Below are 17,638 nucleotides of genomic sequence, written 5' to 3' on the forward strand. Positions count from 1 at the left end.
TATCGCGCGCGCTATAGAGCCAGAGGGCAGGTGCCTCAATGCCCCACCGGCAGTTTACCAAGCCATTCGAGCAACAGGCTATTCACCGCCTCCGGCTTTTCCTGCTGGGTCCAGTGCCCGGTGGCGGGCAGAATGTGCCCTTCCACCTTGGGTGCGAACAACCGCATCATCGCCACCGGATCGCTGACCGCACCGAACAGAGTGGTCGCCGGATCGCACTCGCCACCGATGAACAGGCACGGCTGTTCGATCTTCTGGCCTGCAAACTGTTGCAGCCATTCAAAATCCCGCTCGTGATTGCGATAGCGATTGAGCGGTCCACGGAAACCGGACTGGCGGAATTCGGCTTCGTAAAAATCGAGATCGGCCTCGGTCAGCCAGTCGGTTGGCCGGGGATCAGGGAGGCCTTCGAGAAAGGTCGCGCCCAGCGGCTTGTCGAAATAGTCGCCAGGCGGCACATCGCCGCTGATCGAGTACATCATGCGGTGAACGAATTCGCGCGGGTCGGCCTCCGCCTCGGCCTCAGCGACGCCCGGCTCCTGAAAATACTCCTGATAGAAGAACTTGCCCTGCGCGGTGAAGTGGTCGCGAAACACCTCGGTAAAGGGGCGGTTGGGCACGCCGGAGAACGGCACCGACAGACCGGCGACCGCTGAAAACCGGTTCGGGTGCGTCAGGGCCGAATTCCATACGATGGGTGCACCCCAGTCATGGCCGATCAGGATCGCGGGGGTATCGGGCTGCAAGGCATCCGCCAGCCCGACGAGGTCACCCACGATCCGTTCGAGGGCATAAGCCTCAATCGCCTCCGGCTTGTCCGATCCGCCATAACCGCGCACATCGATGGCGCAGGCAGTGAACCCGGCATCGGCAATCGGGCCGATCTGGTGGCGCCAGGAATACCAGCTTTCGGGGAAGCCGTGGACGAGGATCACCAACGGCCCCGCCCCCTGCACCGCGCAACGCAGGCTCAGTTCACCGACATCGGTCATCCGCATTTCCGGCATTGCCCGCTCTCCCTCCGCCATATTTTTACGCTCTCAATCAGGCGCATCAGTCAATCCCAACTGTTCCGCCCAAAGCAAACGGCCGGTCCTGCTGGACCGGCCGAACGCATATGTGGGGCCGGTACACGCCCGGCCCGATTCAATGGCACCTTACGCGGTGGCAGGCGCATCACCTTTGGGCAGGTGATTGTGATAGTCGTTGTCTTCCGAAATCACCGGCAGCGTTTCGAACTGGTGGAACGGCGGCGGGCTGGACAGGGTCCATTCCAGCGTCGTCGCGCCTTCACCCCAGTAGTTGGCCGGCGCCTTCTTGCCCGCGATAAATGCGTAAGCAATGTTCACGAAGAAGAAGATCATGGAAAACGCCATGATTTCATAGCCGTGCGAGGCGATCTTGTTCCAGTACTCATATGCCAGCGCATAGTCGGGATAGCGACGCGGCATACCCTGCAGGCCGAGGAAGTGCATCGGGAAGAAGATCATGTTCACGCCGATGAAGAACACCCAGAAGTGGATGTGCGCCAGCAGTTCGGAGTGCATCTTTCCGCTCATCTTCGGGAACCAGTAGTAGAAGCCCGCGAACAGCGAGAACACCGCACCCATCGACAGCACGTAGTGGAAGTGTGCAACGACGAAATAGGTGTCGTGGACAACATCGTCGATCCCGCCATTGGCGAGATACACGCCGGTCACACCGCCAACGGTGAACAGGAAGATCATGCCCAGCGCCCAGACCATCGGGCTCTTGAACTCGATCGAACCGCCCCACATCGTGGCGATCCAGCTGAAGATCTTCACACCGGTCGGCACGGCGATAACCATCGTCGCGGCAGTGAAATACATCTTCTCGTTCACGGAAAGGCCGGTGGTGTACATGTGGTGCGCCCACACGATGAAGCCGACCACGCCGATGGCGACCATCGCGTATGCCATACCGAGATAACCGAACACCGGCTTCTTGGAGAACGTCGCGACGATCTGGCTGATCATGCCGAAGCCCGGCAGGATCATGATGTACACTTCGGGGTGACCGAAGAACCAGAACAAGTGCTGGTACAGGATCGGATCGCCGCCGCCCGCCGGATCGAAGAACGTCGTACCGAAGTTACGGTCGGTGATCAGCATGGTGATCGCCGCAGCCAGAACCGGCAGAGCCAGCAACAGCAGGAATGCAGTGACCAGCACCGACCACACGAACAACGGCATCTTGTGCAGGGTCATCCCCGGCGCACGCATGTTGAAGATAGTGGTGATGAAGTTGATCGCGCCCATGATCGACGCAGCACCGGCAAGGTGCAGCGAGAAGATCGCGAAATCGACCGCCGGACCTGCAGAACCGGAGGTGGAAAGCGGCGCATAGACCGTCCAGCCCGTACCCGCGCCAAGGCCATTTACATCGCCCGGCACGAATGCCGAGAACATCAGCGAACAGAAACCCGCAACCGTCAGCCAGAAACTGATGTTGTTCATCCGCGGGAACGCCATGTCCGGCGCCCCGATCATGATCGGAACGAACCAGTTACCAAACCCGCCGATCATCGCCGGCATGACCATGAAGAACACCATGATCATACCGTGCGCGGTAATCAGCACGTTCCACAGGTGGGCATTGGCATCGAAAGACGCCTCACCACCCATAAGCTGCACCCACCAGCCAAGGTACTGGATACCCGGTTCGGCCAGCTCCATACGCATGATGCCCGAAATGCCGCCACCGACGATCCCCGCGAAAATCGCGAAAATCAGGTACATCGTGCCGATGTCCTTGTGGTTGGTCGACATGAACCAGCGGGCGAAAAAGCCCGGCTTGTGGTCGGCGTCGTGATGTCCGTGCTCTTCGTGAGCCTGGAAGGTATCGGCAGTGGTAGCCATGACGTCTCTCTAGGTTTCGTAACTACTGAATACGGATCAGGCCGCAGGGGCCGCGGCGGCAGGCGAAGCGGCGTCGGCGGGGGCCGAAGCCGCATCCGCCGGAGTAGCCGCAGCAGGCGTAACGGTGGCGGCTTCTTCAACCTTGCCGACCGTGCCACCCTGCGAGCGGACCCATGCCTCGAACTGCGGGCGCGGCAGCGCCTCAACGGCGATCGGCATATAGCCGTGCTTGCCGCCGCACAGTTCCGAACACTGCCCGTAATAAATGCCAGGTTCCGACACGAAGAAACGCTTTTCGTTCAAGCGACCGGGAACGGCATCGAGCTTGAACCACAGCGAAGGCACCGCGAACGAGTGGATCACGTCAGCGCCGGTGGTCTGCAGGCGAATCCATTCACCGGCAGGCACCACCATACGGTGATCGACTGCAAGCTGCGCCGGAAGGCCGCGCTTGATCGCTTCTTCATCGGGCAGCATGTTCGAGATGACTTCGAACCCGCCGTTATCCGGATAGGAATAGCCCCAGTACCACTGGTATCCGGTGACCTTCACGGTCAGCGCATCTTTCGGCGGGGACTTGTATTGCGCCGAAACCAGACTGATCGAAGGCAGCGCAATGCCGACGAGGATCAAAACCGGGACCAGCGTCCACACCACTTCGAGCAGTGTGTTGTGAGTCGTTTTCGAAGGAACCGGATTGGACCGCTTGTTGAAACGAACGACAACGTAAACAAGCAGACCGAGGACGAAGACGCAGATGATCCCCATGATCCACAGCAGCGCATAGTGCAGCTTGTCCGCCGTTTCACCGATCGGTGAATACTGCTGCTGAACATTGAGCCCGCCATCGTGCGGCTGCCCCTTGATCCATTCCGGGCCCAGCGGCTTGTACGCGCTGTCTTCCGCCGGTGCAGCGGCGGCGGCATTGTCGTTCGCCGCATCGGCGGAAACGGCTGCCTCGGTCGCCGCAGGCGCCGGAGCGGCCTGAGCACTGGCGACTTGCGGGCTGAGCGCCAGCATCAGAGCGGCCCACAACGGAGCCCAGAAACGCACAAGCGTGCGGACGGTCGATTTGCCGGAAATCATTGGTGTGAAGCTTTCCATTGCCCTTGTTTTCGTCCCGAATCCGACATGCAGCGCACACCGGAACGCCCCCCTGTCGAGGCTTGTTTGGCAGGGCTATACGCACGCTTGCCCCTGGCCTCAAGCACTTCTAGGGAGATTTTCACCCGGTCGTTGCACCGGGCCCACATGTCCCCATAGCGAGCGACCACCGAATGACCGACGAAGAGGTATTGCAGGAATTCCGCGCCAGCCAGGCTTTGCTAGAGGGACATTTCCTTCTTTCCAGTGGCCGCCACAGCGCGCAATACCTTCAATGTGCACGGGTTTTAATGAATCCCGAGCGCGCCGACCGACTCGCCCGCGCCCTCGCTCAGAAGCTCCCGCGTGAAATCCGAAGCGAGATCGACGTGGTTGTCAGCCCGGCAATGGGCGGCATCATTATCGGGCAGGAAATGGGGCGCGTTCTCAATAAGGACGCGATCTTTCTGGAACGCCCCACCGGAACTTTCGAACTGCGGCGCGGATTCGCACTCGAACCGGGAACGAAAGTTCTGATGGTCGAAGATGTCGTCACCACCGGCCTCTCCAGTCGCGAAGCGATCGAGGCAGTCGGGCGCGAAGGTGGCGAAGTTATTGCCGAGGTGTCGCTGGTCGATCGTTCCGCCGGGGAAGCCGATCTGGGCGTGCCGTTCTTCCCGCTGATCGCGCTGTCGGTGCCCAGCTATGCCGATAGCGAGGTTCCCGCCGATCTGGCCGCGATTCCCATCACCAAGCCGGGGAGCCGCAAATAGAATGCTCACTCCTCTGCGCCTCGGCGTCAACATCGATCATGTCGCTACGATCCGCAATGCGCGCGGCGGCGATCACCCCGATCCGGTGCGCGCAGCGGAAATCGTCGCTGCGGTGGGCGGCGACGGGATCACCGCGCATCTGCGCGAAGACCGTCGCCATATCCGCGACGAAGATATCGCCCGCATTCAGGCGGCAACCGATCTTCCGCTCAACCTCGAAATGGCCGCGACCGACGAGATGCTGGCGATTGCCCTGCGCCATACGCCGCACGCCGCGTGTATTGTGCCGGAAAAGCGCGAGGAAGTGACGACCGAAGGCGGGCTGGACGCTGCCGGACAGCATAACCGGCTTGCGCCCATCGTCGCCCGGTTGAGCGATGCAGGCATCCGGGTCAGCCTGTTCATCGAACCGAGCGAGCGCCAGATAGAGGCCGCCGCCAAGCTTGGCGCGCAAGTGGTTGAGTTTCATACCGGCGAATATGCCAATGCCACCGGCGAAGACGCGGAACGCCAATGCGCGCGCATTGCAGCGATGGCCGCCGCAGCGGTCGATCTCGGCATCGAACCGCACGCGGGGCACGGGCTGACTTACGACAATGTCATGCCGATCGCGGCCATTCCGCAACTGGCCGAACTGAACATCGGGCACTACCTCATTGGGGAAGCGGTATTCGTCGGGCTGGAATCGGCCGTGCGGCACATGCGCGAATTAATGGATCAGGCGCGTCAGCCATGATTATCGGTATCGGTTCGGACCTGACCAATATGGACCGCATCGCCAATTCGCTCGACCGGTGGGGTGACAGGTTCGAAGCGCGGTGCTTCACTGAAGTGGAGCGAGCCAAAGCTGCCAAACGCCCCTACACCCGCGTTGGCACTTTCGCGAAACGATGGGCTGCGAAGGAAGCATTCGTCAAAGCGGTCGGCACCGGTTTCAGGCGCGGGGTTTATCACATCGACATCGGTGTCGTGAACGCCCCTTCGGGTGCGCCAACGCTGGCACTGGCCAATGGCGCAGCGGCCAGACTTGCGGAAATCACCCCGTCCGGCCATGAAGTGCTCATTCATCTTACCCTAACGGACGACCATCCATGGGCGCAGGCGTTCGTCGTTATCGAGGCTCAACCGCTGTGAACCCACCGACCGGCTCCACCGCCGCACCTTCTTCCGAACCGCAGACTGTGACAGACACCGATAAACCCCGCGAGAAAGTCAACTGGATCGCCGAATTGCGCGGGCTGGCGCTGATGCTGATTGCCGTGCTGGCGTTTCATACACTGGTGGCCAAGCCGTTTTATATTCCCTCCACATCGATGGTGCCCAACCTGATGGTGGGGGACAGGCTGGTCGTGTCGAAGTACCCCTTTGGCTGGAACTGGTCGTCTGTCAGTTTCCACCTGCTGCCCCGTGGTGACTGGCGTGTGTGGGGCGCGACGCCCGAATATGGCGATATCGTGATCGCCGTGCCGCCGGATAGCGACGAGGATTATATCAAGCGGGTGATCGGCCTGCCGGGCGACCGGATCGCAGTCGTCAACGGACAGGTCATCCTCAATGGCAAGCCGGTGCCGCAGGCGGTCGAACCCGATCTGCAGATCCCTGTCGACGCGCAAATATGCGATGGCCGCCCGTGCCTGTATTACTTCGACAATTATCGCACCCGCCTGCCAAGCGGCGAACAAGTGTATGAAGTGCCCGTGCTGCGCGAAACGCTGCCCAACGGGGCGACTTATCGGGTGATCGACCATCGCGATCAGCAACTGGATAACTTCCCCGAAATCACCATCCCGCAGGATTCGGTTTTCCTGATGGGTGACAACCGCGATCATTCGGCCGACAGCCGCGCGCCCGTGTGGGAACACGGGCTCGGCGGGCCGGTGCCGCTCGCCAATGTGGGCGGCCGTGCGGAGTTCATCACGTTTTCACTCGACGGATCGACCGGCTGGAATCCGCTGACGTGGTTCTCCTCCTTGCGAACGAACCGGGCGTGGAGCACATTGCGACCCGCAATCGCGCAGGGGAACCAGCAGAATGAGCGAAACTGAAAATACCGGGCCATCGCCGGTTCACCACAGCGATATCGGCACCAGCCCCAGCCGGATCGGCAACCCCAAGCTGCGGTTCGAAGCCGAACGTGCGCTTGTCTGGGCGACGGTAATCGGCCTGTTCATACTGGCGATTTATGTCTCACAATCGCTGCTGGTGATTTTTGGCGCGCTGGTATTTGGCACGATGATCGATGGCGGCGCGCGCCTGATCGGCAAAGTGCTGCCCATTGCCCGCGGTTTTCGCGTGGCGCTGGTATTGCTGCTGACCGTGGCATTTCTGGCGTGGCTGGTGTTTTTCGCCGGATCGCAGATCTCTGAACAGGCGGCACAGTTTCCCCAGATCGTCAGCGAACAGGCCACCCGCGCTGTCCAGTGGTTGCAGTCGAAGGGGTTCGACATTTCGCAGGCCCAGATCGAATCGGTTATCGGCAGCGTGGTCAGTGGGGTCGGCACACTTGGGCGCGCCATCGGCGGTGCAGTCGGCGCAATTACTACATTGATTCTGATCCTGATTATCGGGATCTACCTCGCCATCGATCCCCGAATTTATGAACGGGGCGTCGAATGGATGGTGCCGGAAGAAAACCGCGAGGCGTTTTCCGACACGCTGAGCCAGATGGCCTATAATATGCGGCGGCTGCTTGCCGGGCGATTGCTGGGCATGGTGTTCGAAGGCGTGTTCACATACATCCTGTTGTCGTGGATCGGAGTGCCAATGGCGGCGCTGCTGGGTATCATCACCGGCCTGCTGGCATTCATTCCCAATATCGGGGCGATTATTTCCGGCCTGCTGATGGTGCTGGTCGGCTTTTCCGGTGGCACCGAGATGGGGCTGTGGACTGTAGCCACATACTTCTTCGTGCAGAACTTCGACGGGTATGTCGTGGTGCCGATGATCGCGAAGAAAACGGTCGATCTGGCCCCCGCTTTGGTGCTGGCCTTCCAGCTTATCATGGGGGTACTGTTCGGTGTGCTTGGCCTGATGCTGGCCGATCCGATGCTGGCGATGATCAAGGTCGGGCTGGAAAGGCGCGCGCATCGCTTCGAAATGGCCGATCAGGCAAAGGCAGCAGGCGATAAAATCAACTGATATGGCCCGTAAATTCCTATATATTATCGCGTTTCTGATCGTTCTGGTAATCGCCGGGCTATTCGCTCTGCGTATCTGGTCGACCGAACTGACCAAGCTGGCACTGGTGCCCAGCACTGCGTTCGAACAACAGGCACCGCTCAAGGCAAATGCCTATGCCGATCCCAAGATGTGGATTTCGCGACCGGGGATGGCAAGTGACCCCGCGCGTTGGCAGCCGCCGCTCGGCACACCCGCCACCGACGGAGCGAGCGATGCCGCCAGCAGCGCGCCCTCCCCTAACGCATCACAGGCGGAGCGGCAGGATTACGCAGTGTTTTTCATCCACCCGACCAGTTACCTCGATCGCGCGCACTGGAATGCGCCGCTCGCTGGCGGGGAAGCGGATCGGATCGCGCAGATATATGTGAAGGGAATGGCCAGCCCGTTCAATCAGGCGAAGGAAATCTGGGCACCACGTTACCGTCAGGCGACCTTCGGCGCATTCCTGACCGATCAGCCCGAAGCGACACAGGCCATCGATGCAGCTTATGCCGATGTGCATAATGCCTTCACCTATTTCCTGTCGCAGATCGGCCCGGACACGCCAATCGTTCTGGCCGGGCACAGTCAGGGGGCATTGCATCTGCTGCGGCTGTTGCGGCAAGACGTTGCGGGCAAGCCGCTCGCAGGGCGTATCGCCGCAGTATATGCAATTGGCTGGCCCATTTCGGTGCAGCACGATCTGGCCGGGCTCGGCCTGCCGGGCTGCGACAAGGCTGATCAGGCGGGCTGCGTGATGAGCTGGTCGAGCTATGCCGAACCGGCCGATCCGAGCATGGTGCTCGACACCTATCGCAACTCGATCGGCTTTGATGGGCAGCCACGTGGCGACAGCCCTATTCTCTGCACCAACCCCCTCACCGGGAAAATCGGCGGCAGCGCCCCGGCCAGCGCCAATATCGGCACACTCGTTCCCGATGAAGAACTGACCAAAGGGCACCTCGTTGCCGGGTATACGCCAGCAAGATGCGACGAGCGCGGGTTGCTGCTCATCGGGGAACCGCCCGTGATGGGCAATGCCGTGCTCCCCGGCAACAACTACCACGTGTACGATATTCCACTGTTCTGGAAGAACTTGCAACGCGATGTCACCCGGCGGGTGGCGGCCTGGCAAGGCGCGCAGTGATTACCGACAACGCGCTCGATTTCAGCGATGCGCTGGCCGATGGCGGTGTGTTGCTCGCGCTCGATCTTGGTACAAAGACCATCGGCATTGCCACCTGCGACGCCGGGTGGCGGTTTGCCACTGCGGGCAAGACTTTACCGCGCGGCAAATTCGGGCGGGATAAAGAGGCGCTGGCGGCAATCGTCCGCGAACGGCAGGTGGCAGGTGTCGTGATCGGTCTGCCACGCAATATGGATGGCAGCGAAGGCCCCCGTGCACAGGCGAGCCGCGCCTATGCCCGCAATCTGTCCGAAGCGCTCGACCTGCCGATCTTGCTCTGGGACGAACGGTGGAGCACCACCAGCGCGGAACGCGCGCTGATCGATCAGGACATGAGCCGTGCCAAGCGCAAGGACAGGATCGACAGCCACGCCGCTGCTGTAATTTTACAAGGCGCGATAGACAGGCTGGCGGGCGCAGCGTTTTAGCGCGCCGGAACTGACGTTCGTATCGCTCTTTTCCGGCGCTCCTCTCCGGTGTGCCTTCCTTCTGTCGTCACCTTGACCCCGCGCTGGGATTGCACATCCAGTGCTCCCCTTCCCTGTTCGTCATGGCGAGCGCAGGGGAGCAGTCCGTGCCGAGAAGGCGTCGCCCTCTATAACCGTTGTGCTGAGGGTGACGGGTACACCGCGTCGCTCCACTCATCGCAATGACGAAGAGAGAGGAGAAACTATTGCGCTGCCCCCGTCGATCCAGTTTGGCATCCGGGGTGACAAAGCATCAGACGAACCTTGCTTTCACATCACCACGGCCCATCGACCATCAGTCGAATGCGCGTTGCCCTACTACGCTGAGGCCATACCCCTCCAGCGCGACCAGCGAATGTTCGGTATCGGTCAGTAAAACCATATCCTGCACGCCCAGTTCAGTCAGCACTTGTGCGCCACCGCCATAATCGCGCTGCTCGCTGGCCGGAGTGCTGGCGGCCGGGCCTTTACCATTGGCCATATCAATCGCACGGCTGAAATATTCGCGTGTCGGGCGGCTGATAAGAACGATCACCCCTGACCCTTCTTCACCGATAATCCGCATCGATTTTTCGACGATGTCGCTGCGGTTGTTCTGTTCACCAAACAGATCGGGGAAGACGGACAGCGCATGCATCCGCACCAGTGTCGGCTTCGCCGGATCGACGGCGCCTTTCACCAATGCCAGCATCTCGTCATTGGTGGCTTTATTGTAGAACGTGATCGCCTGCCATTCGCCGCCCCAACGACTGGTGAACTGGCGCTCGTTACGGCGCACGATCACTTTGTCATGTTTACGGCGATAGGCGATCAGGTCGCGGATCGTGCCGATTTTCATATTGTGCCGCCGGGCAAAACGAACGAGATCGTCCATCCGCGCCATCGTGCCATCGTCATTCATAACTTCGCAGATAACGCCCGAAGGGTTGAGCCCGGCAAGGCGCGAAATATCGACCGCGGCTTCGGTGTGTCCCGCGCGCACGAGTACCCCGCCATCGCGGGCGACCAGCGGGAAAACATGCCCCGGCGTCACGATATCGTCGCGCCCCTTGCTGCCATCGATCGCGACCGAAACGGTGCGCGCCCGGTCGCCTGCGCTGATCCCTGTGCTGACCCCTTCGCGCGCCTCGATCGAGGTAGTGAAGGCAGTTTCGTGGCGGGTGCGATTATTCTGGCTCATCAGATCGAGGCCAAGCTGCTCGACCCGCTCACGGGTGAGCGAAAGGCAAATCAGCCCGCGCCCGTGCGTCGCCATGAAATTGATCGCATCGGGTGTTGCCATCTGCGCGGGAATAATCAGATCGCCTTCGTTTTCGCGATCTTCATCGTCGACAAGCACAATCATCCGTCCGTTGCGCGCTTCGTCGATAATCTCTTCCGCGCTCGCCATCACTGGGCGCTCATCGTTCTCGGCAAGAAAATCGTCGAGCTTCGCCAGCGTCTCGGCCGTTGGATTCCAGCTATCCTCAGTGCAATCACGCAGCGAGTTGGCATGAAGCCCGGCAGCGCGGGCGAGCGCAGTACGGCTCATGCGGTTTTCGGAAACGATCGCACGCACACGGGCGATGGTCGGATTGCTTGCTGTCTGAGTCGTCATGCGACGGATATATGCACATTATAATGTGACGGCAACACTTCAATGTGATTCAATTGCCGCAACGATAGAATTCAACCACTTGCGCGCCGCTGCCCGATTTCCAGCGTCTGCCACAAATTCCTGCCCTCTCGCAACCGTTTGCAGTCGATTTTCCGGCAACCAGCGATCGGCCCGGTCGTGATAACTCAACTCGCCTTCGCGTAACCATTCGGGGCGCCGCCAAATGCTGGGCGGCCCCTCCGGCACAGTCAACCGCAACCCGGAAGACGCCGCGGTGGCAACCTTGCCCGGACCACGATAAATCGTGTCGTTCCGCGCATGCAGCCCGAGCGCATGTGGGTGATCGAGTGCAGCCAGTTCCTGTCGTGCCTCCGCTGTACAATCGGTCAGATCGACAATTTCCGTCACATGCAGATAGCCGAAAATGCGATGGTGCGGCGCCTCACCTGTTGCCCTGAACAGGCCGAAAAACACGAACCAGTCGCCCACCCCGACCCCGCGATTGGCCAGATGCGTCTGCGCCGCGCCGCATTGGCCCAGCAGGCATTCGCCCCGGTCGGTGAACATGGGGTCGTGATGGCACAGATCATCTGCTTTATGCCGCCCACGACTGGCATGTTCGACATGATCGCCCAGCGACAGATCGGCCCACGAAGTACGCGAATACCCACCGCTGGGTATTGGCAGGCTTACCGGGCGGCCATCGATAACCGGCGAAGGCCCGCCCCCGGATGCGCTATCGAAACCCTTGCGACTGAAGACAATCCGCATCGCGATCAGGCAACGGGCAGACTTGCCGCAGCACGCCGGATCGCATCGGGATCGTGCACAAACTTGCCTTTCGCCTTCCGCAGGGCAAGGGCCAGCGCCGCCTGCGCCACATCCTCTGTCCTAACGGAGCGATAGGCGCGGTATTTACCCTGCATCAGCAGGTCGGTGATCGGCGCAGCGATAATGCCAATCCGTTCGCCCAGACGACGCTCGCCACCGCGTTCGCCACGCAACAGCCCGGGCCTCAGGAGATCAAGCCGGTCAAACCCAATTTGGCGCAAAGCGTTTTCCACCTCGCCCTTGACCTTCAGATAGAAATTGCGGCTCAGGCTGTTGGCCCCGGCAGAGCTGACCGCGACAAAGTTCCGCACCCCATGCGCCTTGGCCGCACGCGCCGTATCCAGCACAAGCCGTTCGTCCACCGCCCGAAATGCATCTTCGTCTTTGCCTGCCTGCGCCCATGTCGTGCCGAGGGCGGAGATCATCGCATCGGGCCGGATCGTGGCAATCAGTTCGGCCCATTGCGCGGGATCCGCGATATGCATCTCCATCCGTGCCCCGACCGGCAGAGGCATTTCGCGGCGGGCAATCGCAAACAGCCGCACATCGGTGCGGCCAACACATTGTCCGATCACCGTGCGCCCGATCAGCCCGGTGGCACCGACCAGCGCGATCCGCAGTGACTCAGACATTCTGCAATCCCGCCGGCACTTTGCCATATATCCGCGCACATTGATCCATCGCGTAACGGTCGGTCATACCGGCGATGAAATCGGCCAGCAGACGGCTGCGCTCCGGCTCCCGCGATGGCAGCTTCGCGCGCCATTCGGGGGGCAACTGGCCGGGATCCTGATCGTATGCCGCAAACAGCCGCGCCACCACCTCGCGCGCATTCTCTGCCGCAGATATCTGTTCAGGGTGGTAATACAGCTTGTCGTACATGAACCGCTTCAACCCCCGTTCCGCCAGCGCCATCGCGGGGGAGAAACCCGCCAGCGCCGATGGGTGGGCCCGGACTTCCGCCACGTTGGCAATATCGGCAACCTGCGCGCGGGTGTGTTCGATCACATCGTTGACCATCGCCCCGATCTGGCTGCGGATCAGTTCGCGCAATTGCAGTTCGCGGCTGACAGATGGGAAGCGCCGCTCCACCGCGCGAAACTGATCCGCCAGCAGATCGATTTGCATCAGATCGTCCAGATCGAGGAAACCGGCACGTAGTCCATCGTCGATATCGTGGTTGTCGTATGCAATGTCGTCGGCAACCGCGGCGACTTGCGCCTCAAGGCTGGGCCATGTGCCCAGATCGAGGGGAAACGCCGCATCCAACTCTGCCAGCGCCCAGCCCGGCGATGCAACCGGGCCGTTATGCTTCGCCAGCCCTTCGAGCAAATCCCATGTCAGATTGATGCCGGGATGCCCGATATAAGGGCTTTCCAGCCGCATCAGAGTGCGTAGCCCGTGGGCATTGTGGTCGAACCCGCCGCGCGTGGTCATCGCCTGTTCCAGCGCGGTTTCGCCTGCATGGCCGAATGGCGGATGGCCGATATCGTGCGCAAGGCACAATGCCTCTGTCAGATCTTCGTCCAGCCCCAGCGCACGGGCGATCACACGGCCGATCTGCGCCACCTCCAGACTGTGGGTCAGACGCGTGCGATAATGATCGCCATCGGGTGCGATAAACACCTGTGTTTTCGAACGCAGGCGGCGGAATGCAATGGAATGGATGATCCGGTCGCGATCCCGCTGGAATTCGCTACGCGGTCCGCGCGCGCCCTCCCGGTCTTCGGCAAATTCGCGACCGCGCGTGGCGGCAGGATCGGCAGCATATCGAGCGCGGTTCATAGAGGTATGGGCGATAGTCGCAGCGACCGTCAGCGACAACCGGAACAGTCATGGAACATCGCCCCGGCAAATACACGCGCCTTGCAAAAAGGGCTGCACACCGCGAACGATGTGCAGCCCCCTTCGAGGTTGCCCGCTCTGGTGCGACCCGACGGGTATCCTCGAAACCGTTCGGGGTTGGCGACAATTATGTCGTAACGACAGTCTGGGTGCACGCTGGCCATTCCACCGTCTATCCCCCTGATCTCCGTCGGACTTCCTATGATCCCGGGTCAGCGTAATGGCAGTTCGTGCAGAATTGAAAAGCAACAAATGATAAAACTGGTGTAATTTTTGTACGAATTTCTTGCGTAAGCGAACTCACCCGCCAGTCAGCCACTGTATTGCGGCATCGCAATGCGCGCGGGTGGAATCGAATATCGGCAGAACATTGGCATCAACATCGATCACCAGCTCCAGTTCGGTACAGGCGAGAACGATCGCTTTTGCTCCATCCTGTTCCTTGCGGGTGATGAGAGTCTTAAACATCCTCTCCGCCTCCCGTGTGGCCTTGCCACGCATCAGATCGTCGTAAATCACGCGGTCGATCTGATCGATGACATCGCTATCTGGCGGCATCAAATCGACACCGTGTGCGACAAGGCGTTGGCGATAAAAGCTCTCGGTCATAACGTTGCGCGTACCGAACAGCGCCGCATCGGTTGCCCCGGCCTCCTGCATTTCGCGGCCCACGCAATCGGCAATATGGATAATGGGGATCGATACCGATGCCGCCACCCTGTCATAGACCTTGTGCATCGAATTGGCGCAAATCATCAGTGCTCCGGCCCCGGCCTGTTCGAGCCGCTGCGCGCTCTCGCTCAACACCAGCGCGGCGCGGTCCCATTCGGCATCTTCGCGTAAGCCGTAGAGATGGGAGAAATCGAGGCTTTCGATCAGCAGGGGCGCGCTCGCATGCCCTTCTTCGCTGGCGCGTTGCACACCGCGGTTGATCCGTTCGTAATATGTACGGGTCGATACCCAGCTCATCCCGCCGATCAGGCCCAGCTTACGCATGCGCGCCTCCATATCTTGTAACTAGTATTTGAATTTGCGACCGTTGGCCGCAAGCACCCGGCCTTAATGGCCTGCGCGTGCTGCGTCCATTTGCGGCAGCGCAGCAATCCACCGCTCCACCACTGCCAATCCGTCGCGGTCCACAGTCGCCTTGCCCAATTCGGGCATTGCCACCCCGGCCTCCGAACTGGCCATGCGATAGGTGAGGATCGATTGGTCGGGTTTGCCCGGCACAATATCGTACAGCAGGTTGCCCGCCCCGCGCCCGGCCGCAACCGGATGCTTCATGATGCCGATGGCGTGAGGATCGGATTGTTCCCACCGCAAATCGAGGCCCGAATTCGATGCGGTCGCGCCGGGGCGATGGCAATGGGCACAATTGGCATCGAGATAACCCCGCGCTGCCGCCTCCGCAGGGGCGCTGGCGCGGTCTTCCCATACGGGAAGCCTGTGCGCGACAGCCGGTACTGTGTCGATCATCCCGGCATCGGCAAACCGATCAAGCCAATCGGCCGAAAGATTGCGCGCTTTCGGACCGATAGGGATCACCGCGCCGTTCAGCCCGTGGCATTCCTTGCACTGATTCTTGTTGGGCACCCGATAATCGATCGCCTCACCCGCCGGTGTCGTTACCGGCAGCCGCGCACCGGCAACCGCCAGTTTGGCTTCTGTCTGTTCGTCGTTCCACACATAGGGCAACGCCAGCCAGCCATCGGCGCGGTGCAGCAACACACGGGTTTCGATCAGGTGCCGCTTGCCATCTTTCTGAAAAGCGAAAGTCTTGATCAACGCCGCGCCCACCGGCAGGTCGATCAATCCCTCCCCATCGGCCTTCGCCTGTGTGCCCTTGGGCACATAAACGAACCGCAGCTTCTCCGCCCCATTAGACCATAGCGGGGTATTCAGCCTATACGGGGTCACCCGTACCGCCGGTATCTGCGCGGCGGCATCGGTGAAGAACCCATATTCGGACAAAGTGCGCGGCAGCCCCGCTTCTGCAATCGCCACATCGTTCACCGCCGCAGGTTTGGGTGAAGCAGCAAAAGCAACCGCAGCAGTTACCAGCGCAGCGCCGAATACGAGCGAACGAATCACGAAACCAGCCGGGCCTCCAGCTCCTCAGGCGCACCGATTCCATCCATATTCCACGGCTGGCCATAGGCAGGCACGCTGAGCGGACCGGGCTTTGCCTCTGCCATCGATTGCCCTTGTTTGCTGAGATTAAGCGACCAGCCCGGCATTTCCGGGCTGGCGAGCACGGCGGGCGTATCGCCATCCTGCTGTAAACCGTCCCACATCAGCGTCGGCAGCGCACCGCCGAATGCCTGCACTACGGGGGCGATACCCGGCAGATCGGGGTCCTGCCCATTATCGTATGCCTGATTGTCGGCCACCACCACCTCGCGTGGATAGGGGTTGTACCGCTTGTCCTCGAACGGCTTGATATAGGTGACCACCATCACCGCGGCCGTTGGGTTATCGACAATAGTATTGTTGTCCACCCACACCTGTTCGTTGGCCATCACCATGATGCCTGTGCCGCGCGGCACGCCTGCGACAATATTTCCCTTGGGAGCGAAATTGGGCGTGGTATTCGTGCTGACGAGGTTCTCCCGCACCAGCACGTTCCCGCCCCCCATCACCGGCAGATTGGGCAAATCGAACACCAGAATGCCACCGGTATTGCCGGTGACCATATTGCGTTCGACGATTGCATCGCGACTGTTTTCGATTTCGATCCCGGCGACATTCTGCCGCGCGATGGAGTTCCGCACGGTAATCTTGCGCGACTGGCCGACATAGATCCCCGCATCCGAAGCGCCCGACACTTCGCATTCAGCGATCAGCACCCCGGTGCTTTCCACGGGATAGATGCCATAGGCACCGTTGGTCGGCTTTGGCCCGCCGGTCCAGGTCACGCGGACCCGTTGATAGACGATGTCGTCGGCCCCCTTCGATTTGATCCCGTCTCCTTGCGGATTTTCGACAGCGAAATCACGTAAAGTTACTTTGTCCGACGTCACCAGCAGCCCTTCGCCCGCGCCTTTCTGCCCGGTGAAGTCGAGGACGGTGGCATTCATCCCTGCACCGCGCACAGTCACGTTATCGACATCGAGGCTGAGCCCGTCATCGAGCACGAACCGCCCCGCGCCCAGCACGACCTCGTCCCCCGGCTCGCTCAGGATCAACGCTTCCTGCAATCGCTCCCCGGCACCGTCGCCCGCGGCGATTTCGTGAGTGGCCGCATAGGCGGGGCTCGCGGCGCACAGCGCCAGCGCAGTCATACAGGTCATCCTCATATGACAGATGCTGATACTGACAGAGCTGTAAGTCAATCACTACGTTGAGGATTTGTCCCCTTGCGATTATCCACTTGCGCGACTCATCGGTCAGGCGCAGTCCTCTGATGTCCTACCTGGAGTGGAGCATTGTGAGATGATGCGTGCAAAGCTTGCCTGCGCCCCGTTGGCGCTGGCCCTGATCACAACCCCGGCAATGGCTGAAGACTGGGATTTCGTGCTGACCAACGACACCGGCAAAACGGTGACACAGGTCGAACTAACGCCCACAGGTCAGGCCAAATGGGCCGCGCAACGCACCGAAGAAGGTGTGCCGAGCGAAGTGAAGAACGGCAATGACTGGACCGTCCATTTCGACAAGGCCGAAGGCACCTGCGATTATGACGTGCGCCTGACATTTGCCGACAAAAGCACCGCCGTGTGGACGGGATTGAACGTGTGCGACAACGCCTTTGCCGAATTCAGCTATCGCAATGGCAACCCGGTGATCGTGGTCGACGACGATTGATCTGTACTGATCGC

18 protein-coding genes are annotated in these 17,638 nt (G+C 60.8%); 8 read left to right on the forward strand and 10 right to left on the reverse strand.

The window, feature by feature from the left end; genetic code table 11:
* Positions 1–35: 35 nt before the first annotated feature.
* The 3 genes from D6858_RS13075 to coxB form a co-directional block, all read right to left on the reverse strand.
* Entirely contained in the window at positions 36–1,007 is a 972-nt protein-coding gene (locus tag D6858_RS13075) for an alpha/beta fold hydrolase (protein WP_165859705.1), read from the reverse strand.
* Positions 1,008–1,157: 150 nt separating this feature from the next.
* Positions 1,158–2,879: a cytochrome c oxidase subunit I gene (gene ctaD / locus D6858_RS13080; RefSeq protein ID WP_120111370.1), complete on the reverse strand. Its 1,722-nt coding sequence runs from the start codon at positions 2,877–2,879 to the stop codon at positions 1,158–1,160.
* Positions 2,880–2,915: 36 nt separating this feature from the next.
* A complete protein-coding gene (gene coxB / locus D6858_RS13085; protein ID WP_120111373.1) occupies positions 2,916–3,983 on the reverse strand; it encodes a cytochrome c oxidase subunit II in 1,068 nt (355 codons plus the stop codon).
* 173 nt (positions 3,984–4,156) lie between these two features.
* Between coxB and pyrE the strand changes: the two genes are divergently transcribed.
* The 7 genes from pyrE to ruvX are packed head-to-tail and all read left to right on the forward strand — an operon-like array spanning position 4,157 to position 9,508.
* Positions 4,157–4,735 carry an orotate phosphoribosyltransferase gene (gene pyrE, locus D6858_RS13090; RefSeq protein WP_120111375.1) on the forward strand — a complete coding sequence of 193 codons (579 nt, stop codon included), beginning with the start codon at positions 4,157–4,159 and terminating at the stop codon, positions 4,733–4,735.
* A gap of 1 nt (position 4,736) precedes the next feature.
* Positions 4,737–5,471, forward strand: coding sequence for a pyridoxine 5'-phosphate synthase (locus D6858_RS13095; RefSeq protein WP_120111378.1), 735 nt, complete (start codon positions 4,737–4,739; stop codon positions 5,469–5,471).
* Complete coding sequence (gene acpS, locus D6858_RS13100; protein WP_120111382.1) at positions 5,468–5,869, forward strand: holo-ACP synthase; 402 nt, start codon at positions 5,468–5,470, stop codon at positions 5,867–5,869. The genes D6858_RS13095 and acpS overlap by 4 nt, the downstream gene beginning before the upstream one ends.
* Positions 5,866–6,780 (forward strand): signal peptidase I, encoded by a 915-nt coding sequence (gene lepB, locus D6858_RS13105; protein ID WP_420823835.1) that lies wholly within the window; start codon positions 5,866–5,868, stop codon positions 6,778–6,780. The genes acpS and lepB overlap by 4 nt, the downstream gene beginning before the upstream one ends.
* On the forward strand, positions 6,767–7,873 hold the full coding sequence (locus D6858_RS13110; protein ID WP_120111387.1) for an AI-2E family transporter: 1,107 nt from the start codon (positions 6,767–6,769) through the stop codon (positions 7,871–7,873). The genes lepB and D6858_RS13110 overlap by 14 nt, the downstream gene beginning before the upstream one ends.
* A 1-nt stretch (position 7,874) precedes the next feature.
* Positions 7,875–9,041 (forward strand): DUF3089 domain-containing protein, encoded by a 1,167-nt coding sequence (locus D6858_RS16160; RefSeq protein WP_120111389.1) that lies wholly within the window; start codon positions 7,875–7,877, stop codon positions 9,039–9,041.
* A complete protein-coding gene (gene ruvX, locus D6858_RS13120; RefSeq protein ID WP_225081656.1) occupies positions 9,038–9,508 on the forward strand; it encodes a Holliday junction resolvase RuvX in 471 nt (156 codons plus the stop codon). The genes D6858_RS16160 and ruvX overlap by 4 nt, the downstream gene beginning before the upstream one ends.
* Before the next feature lie 334 nt (positions 9,509–9,842).
* Here ruvX and ribB read toward each other — a convergent pair whose 3' ends face one another.
* From ribB to D6858_RS13155, 7 genes are all read right to left on the reverse strand, one after another.
* Positions 9,843–11,144, reverse strand: a complete 1,302-nt coding sequence (ribB, locus tag D6858_RS13125; protein WP_120111392.1) for a 3,4-dihydroxy-2-butanone-4-phosphate synthase — start codon at positions 11,142–11,144, stop codon at positions 9,843–9,845.
* Positions 11,145–11,183: 39 nt separating this feature from the next.
* Positions 11,184–11,915 carry an Nmad3 family putative nucleotide modification protein gene (locus D6858_RS13130; protein ID WP_120111395.1) on the reverse strand — a complete coding sequence of 244 codons (732 nt, stop codon included), beginning with the start codon at positions 11,913–11,915 and terminating at the stop codon, positions 11,184–11,186.
* Positions 11,916–11,920: 5 nt separating this feature from the next.
* Positions 11,921–12,607: an NAD(P)H-binding protein gene (locus tag D6858_RS13135; RefSeq protein ID WP_120111397.1), complete on the reverse strand. Its 687-nt coding sequence runs from the start codon at positions 12,605–12,607 to the stop codon at positions 11,921–11,923.
* A complete protein-coding gene (locus D6858_RS13140; protein ID WP_120111400.1) occupies positions 12,600–13,760 on the reverse strand; it encodes a deoxyguanosinetriphosphate triphosphohydrolase in 1,161 nt (386 codons plus the stop codon). The genes D6858_RS13135 and D6858_RS13140 overlap by 8 nt, the downstream gene beginning before the upstream one ends.
* A gap of 360 nt (positions 13,761–14,120) precedes the next feature.
* Positions 14,121–14,816 carry an aspartate/glutamate racemase family protein gene (locus D6858_RS13145; protein ID WP_120111919.1) on the reverse strand — a complete coding sequence of 232 codons (696 nt, stop codon included), beginning with the start codon at positions 14,814–14,816 and terminating at the stop codon, positions 14,121–14,123.
* A 63-nt stretch (positions 14,817–14,879) separates the two neighbouring features.
* A complete protein-coding gene (locus D6858_RS13150; protein ID WP_240623846.1) occupies positions 14,880–15,911 on the reverse strand; it encodes an SO2930 family diheme c-type cytochrome in 1,032 nt (343 codons plus the stop codon).
* A complete protein-coding gene (locus tag D6858_RS13155; protein ID WP_120111402.1) occupies positions 15,908–17,116 on the reverse strand; it encodes a parallel beta-helix domain-containing protein in 1,209 nt (402 codons plus the stop codon). The genes D6858_RS13150 and D6858_RS13155 overlap by 4 nt, the downstream gene beginning before the upstream one ends.
* A 136-nt stretch (positions 17,117–17,252) precedes the next feature.
* Between D6858_RS13155 and D6858_RS13160 the strand changes: the two genes are divergently transcribed.
* Positions 17,253–17,624, forward strand: coding sequence for a hypothetical protein (locus D6858_RS13160; RefSeq protein WP_240623847.1), 372 nt, complete (start codon positions 17,253–17,255; stop codon positions 17,622–17,624).
* The last annotated feature ends 14 nt before the right edge of the window (positions 17,625–17,638 follow it).

Origin of the sequence: Tsuneonella suprasediminis (assembly GCF_003605755.1) — a bacterium.
Lineage (GTDB): Bacteria > Pseudomonadota > Alphaproteobacteria > Sphingomonadales > Sphingomonadaceae > Tsuneonella > Tsuneonella suprasediminis.

Coding starts and splice junctions, on each gene's coding strand:
- D6858_RS13075 (WP_165859705.1), bottom strand. CDS start 1,007: ATGCCGGAAATGCGGATGACCGATGTCGGTGAACTGAGCCTGCGTTGC.
- ctaD (WP_120111370.1), bottom strand. CDS start 2,879: ATGGCTACCACTGCCGATACCTTCCAGGCTCACGAAGAGCACGGACAT.
- coxB (WP_120111373.1), bottom strand. CDS start 3,983: ATGGAAAGCTTCACACCAATGATTTCCGGCAAATCGACCGTCCGCACG.
- pyrE (WP_120111375.1), top strand. CDS start 4,157: ATGACCGACGAAGAGGTATTGCAGGAATTCCGCGCCAGCCAGGCTTTG.
- D6858_RS13095 (WP_120111378.1), top strand. CDS start 4,737: ATGCTCACTCCTCTGCGCCTCGGCGTCAACATCGATCATGTCGCTACG.
- acpS (WP_120111382.1), top strand. CDS start 5,468: ATGATTATCGGTATCGGTTCGGACCTGACCAATATGGACCGCATCGCC.
- D6858_RS13110 (WP_120111387.1), top strand. CDS start 6,767: ATGAGCGAAACTGAAAATACCGGGCCATCGCCGGTTCACCACAGCGAT.
- D6858_RS16160 (WP_120111389.1), top strand. CDS start 7,875: ATGGCCCGTAAATTCCTATATATTATCGCGTTTCTGATCGTTCTGGTA.
- ribB (WP_120111392.1), bottom strand. CDS start 11,144: ATGACGACTCAGACAGCAAGCAATCCGACCATCGCCCGTGTGCGTGCG.
- D6858_RS13130 (WP_120111395.1), bottom strand. CDS start 11,915: ATGCGGATTGTCTTCAGTCGCAAGGGTTTCGATAGCGCATCCGGGGGC.
- D6858_RS13135 (WP_120111397.1), bottom strand. CDS start 12,607: ATGTCTGAGTCACTGCGGATCGCGCTGGTCGGTGCCACCGGGCTGATC.
- D6858_RS13140 (WP_120111400.1), bottom strand. CDS start 13,760: ATGAACCGCGCTCGATATGCTGCCGATCCTGCCGCCACGCGCGGTCGC.
- D6858_RS13145 (WP_120111919.1), bottom strand. CDS start 14,816: ATGCGTAAGCTGGGCCTGATCGGCGGGATGAGCTGGGTATCGACCCGT.
- D6858_RS13155 (WP_120111402.1), bottom strand. CDS start 17,116: ATGAGGATGACCTGTATGACTGCGCTGGCGCTGTGCGCCGCGAGCCCC.
- D6858_RS13160 (WP_240623847.1), top strand. CDS start 17,253: ATGATGCGTGCAAAGCTTGCCTGCGCCCCGTTGGCGCTGGCCCTGATC.